The organism is Pseudogracilibacillus amylolyticus (SeqCode) (assembly GCF_051918545.1).
GTDB lineage: Bacteria > Bacillota > Bacilli > Bacillales > Amphibacillaceae > Pseudogracilibacillus.
The window spans coordinates 1-4,237 of sequence record NZ_JBPPZG010000282.1 but is presented as its reverse complement, the minus strand read 5'-3'; the positions used below and the strand labels follow the sequence as shown (position 1 = coordinate 4,237).

Below are 4,237 nucleotides of genomic sequence, written 5' to 3'. Positions count from 1 at the left end.
GAGTAGGCTCATCAGCCGCCCACGGAAAGCGCAGTGTATTTCCGTAGCGGATTTTATATCACAACTTTGTTTAGATATTTACAGAGAAAATTAACCTAATTTACTGCACCGTTTATAGATACTATGTTTGAAATACATTTTAAAAAACAGCCTTTTTTATAATCATCAACTCTAGCGTGGAAAACCCACACTAGAGAGGATTACTTTTTATTAAGAATTTCCTAGTGAGTGTGGGGCAAGGTTATAGAGTAGTAGGAATGTATATAGTTTTATTAGATTTTAATGTTCCTATTTTATAAGAATAAGCAATTTTCTAAATAAAGCTTATAGTGTTACTAAAAAATATATGCTATCATTTATGGTACATTGGGACTTACAATCATATAACTTTTCATACAAATTAGTTCTGCTACTTCGAGACGCCAAAGAAACGTCTCAAAAAGGTTACACTATTATATTCTAAATAGGACATGAATATGCATCATACTAGTTAGCTATTAATATTATGAATGGAGGAGATTCGTTTGGGTAAAACAAAGCATACTGGACCAATTAAATTATCAAAGAAACCTCGGCCGGATTTATGGGTTAGTAAAGTTCCTTTTGGATTAGGTAAAATAAAACCACATCACTTACGAGATACCCTAAAAGTTGCTTGGGAAAACAAAGACAGTTTACCATATGCTACTCGTATTTTAACTCAAGGAGTCTGTGATGGATGTGCATTAGGAGTTTCCGGTTTAAAGGACCAAACATTGTCAGGTCCTCATTTATGTACAACAAGGCTAAATGTGCTTAGACTAAATACAATGCCTGCGATCAAAGAAGAGATACTCCATGCAGATATTGAAGCGTTAAGAAAAATGGACAGTACAGAGCTTAGGAAACTCGGTCGCATTCCTTATCCTTTAATTAGGAAACCTGGTGATAAGAAGTTTAGTCGTATCTCCTGGGATGAAGCTTTAAATATGATCGCTGATAAAATTAAACATATTGACCCGAAACAACTTGCTTTTTATTTGACCTCTCGAGGAATAACGAATGAAACGTATTATGTCGCTGGGAAAGTTGCTAGGTTTTTAGGAACGAATAATATTGATAACGCTTCCCGCATCTGTCACTCCCCTTCAAAAACAGCATTAAACCGTTCTGTAGGAGTCGGTGCCTCGACATGTAATTATAAAGATTGGATCGGTACAGATGTCTTGCTGTTTTGGGGTTCAGTTGCTGCAAACAATCAACCTGTTTCAACAAAATATATGTACGCAGCGAAAAGAAAAGGAACAAAAATTATTATTATTAATCCACATTTTGAACCAGCAATGGAAAAGTACTGGATCCCATCCAATATGGAATCCGCATTATTTGGAACAAAATTAGCGGATGATGTTTACCAAGTAAATATTGGTGGCGATATTGCGTTTATGCATGGAATCATGAAACATTGGTTTGAAATGGAGGAAAAAGAGCCCGGTTCAGCTATTGATCAAACGTTTGTTCAAAAACACGTAAACGGGTTAGAAGCCTTACGAGAAAAGGTTGTCAGCTATGACTGGGAAATCCTTGAAAAATCTTCGGGACTATCAAAAGATAGAATGGGAGAACTGGCAACATTACTTGCAAAGTCCAAATCGGCGGTGTTTGTCTGGTCGATGGGTTTAACACAACATCGGTTTGGAACGGATAATGTTTCTCAAGTTGCAAATCTAGCATTATTACGTGGATTTTTGGGTAGAGAACATTGTGGATTAATGCCTATTCGTGGCCACTCTGGGGTGCAAGGTTCGGGTGAAATGGGTGCTGATCCATTTGTACTTCCTGGTAGTGATATGAATGAGGAAAATAGAAAACGAGTAGAAAAGTATTGGAATTTCAAAATCCCTGATTGGCAAGGAGATATTGTTGGCGTATCACTTGAAAATGCTTTATTACCTGATGATCATGAAAGAAATTTAAAGCTCTATTATATGTCAGGCGGTAATTTCTTAGAGACGATGCCTAATCCGGATTTCGTTAAACAATGTCTTGAAAATGTAGATGTCCGTGTCCATCAAGATATTATTTTAAATACATCTACTCTACTAGATGCAAAGGAAGCAGTGATCGTCTTACCAGCAATGACTCGTTATGAACAACCAGGTGGTGGCACTTCCACCTCAACAGAGCGAATGGTCTATTTTTCTCCAGAAATTAAAGGGCCTAGAATCGAAGAAGCTCGCTCGGAATGGGAAATTTATATCGATCTAGCCAAACGTGTAAAACCTGAAGAAAAAGATATTATCCATTTTGAAAATGCGGATGCTATACGAGAAGAGATTGCTCTAACAAATCGCAATTATGACGGTATTCAACATTTAAAAGAAAAAGGAGATGTTTTCCAATGGGGTGGAGCATGGCTTTGTGAAGGTGGAGATTGTCCTACACCTGATGGTAAAGGTAATTTAATCCCTGTTGAGATACCGGAACTCCGTAAGCCAGAAGGACATTTTTATGTCTCCACTCGCCGTGGGAAACAGTTTAATTCGATGATTTACGGAGAAACAGATCCTTTTACAGACGCAGATAGGTATGATGTGCTAATGAATGAAGCAGATGGCAAAAAACATGATATTCAAGATGGTGACGCAATTGTTGCGTATAATAAACATGGATTTTTCAGTGGGCGTGCAAAATTTGCCCCTGTAAAAGAAGGCAATATCGCGCTTCACTGGCCAGAAGGAAATTCGCTTATCCCAGAAAGTGTTTATGAAACATATGCTGGAATACCAGATTATAATGCGGCAGCAATTGTTGAAAAAGCAGAGACGTATTATGCACATAAAGATACGAAATATGCGGAAAGACGTATTGAAGAATTAGAAATGGAACCGAGCTAGAAGGTGAAAAAAATGGATAAATCCATTTATCAACGGAGGAAGACAATTAAAGTGGTGGCAGATGAGATCACATATACAGAAGATATTGTGGCTACAGAATACCCGTTAACTTTTATGTTGAATGGAAAGGAATTTGCTACTATCGTTTGTACTCCGCAAAACATTCGAGAGATGGCTATCGGATTTCTCGCATCAGAAGGAGTTATTCGCTTTATTGATGAAATAAAATCAATTCATGTAGATAAAACACGTGGATTTGCTCATATCGAACTGCATAAATCGCTTCACCCAAATTTAGATCATTCCAAACGATTTATCGGCTCCTGTTGCGGAAAGAGTCGGCAATTTTATTTTAAAAGCGATGTGCAAACAGCAAAGACGATTAACCATCCGTTAAGCCTTACAACGAAACAATGTTTACATTTGATGAAAAAACTACAAACTAACTCCAAACATTTTCAAAAAACGGGTGGCGTCCATAATGCCGCCCTATGTACTGTAGAAGAACTTTTAGAAATCCGAACAGATATCGGAAGGCATAATGCATTAGACAAAGTTTACGGTTATATTATTGAAAATAAAATTCCGGTTCAAGATAAATTAATTGCTTTTAGTGGCAGAATCTCTTCAGAAGTACTCTTAAAAGTGTCCAAAATGGGTATTGCGATTATTATTTCTACTTCTGCCCCAACGAACTTAGCCTTAGAACTTGCGGATGACCTTGGGATAACCGCGATTGGCTTTGCACGAAATAATAAAATGAATGTATATACACATCCTGAGAGGATTGTAGAAACGAAGGCGTTAATTAAAAAAAACGATTGATCATCTAAATAAGGAAAACTTACGCGGTATCTAAGTGAAAATTTACGAGACATGTATGGAACGTACAAATATATTTCCAGATTATTTACTAAGCTGCTAGAATGTTACATCACCTGAAGGATTTTCCTTTAGGTGATTTTATTTTGAGCTTGCGAAAACTACATCCATAACTTGAGCAACTCTCATCTTGCTACACATAATAATTTGCGGAATTTTTAACCATCATCACTACATTTTTTCCAAAGACTGCCCAACTCACCTGAGATCGCGAAAGTTCCAGCGTTCATCACGGTTCTTCCTCCCCTCGCCCTCTCAAACAATTCACAGAATAAAGGCGGAAGCGCCATAACTGACTAAGAGCGCTACGTCCCCGAACTGCACTTCATCATACTCAGATAGATCACTGATCGGAAACTGCTTCTTATCTTTCTTATTTCTAAGTCCTTCGAAAAAGGTATGTTCATAACCATGCTTGTTTTAAAAGATGTACACCATATTCGATTTCATCAAAAGAAAGACCGCTGAATCCTATTTTT

At 37.3% G+C, this 4,237-nt stretch carries 2 protein-coding genes; both read left to right on the top strand.

The window, feature by feature from the left end:
* The first annotated feature begins 524 nt into the window (after positions 1-524).
* Positions 525-2,876, top strand: coding sequence for an FdhF/YdeP family oxidoreductase (locus ACPYKA_RS19475; RefSeq protein ID WP_479543856.1), 2,352 nt, complete (start codon positions 525-527; stop codon positions 2,874-2,876).
* Positions 2,877-2,888: 12 nt separating this feature from the next.
* Positions 2,889-3,701 (top strand): formate dehydrogenase accessory sulfurtransferase FdhD, encoded by an 813-nt coding sequence (gene fdhD / locus ACPYKA_RS19470; RefSeq protein WP_479543855.1) that lies wholly within the window; start codon positions 2,889-2,891, stop codon positions 3,699-3,701.
* Positions 3,702-4,237 lie beyond the last annotated feature (536 nt).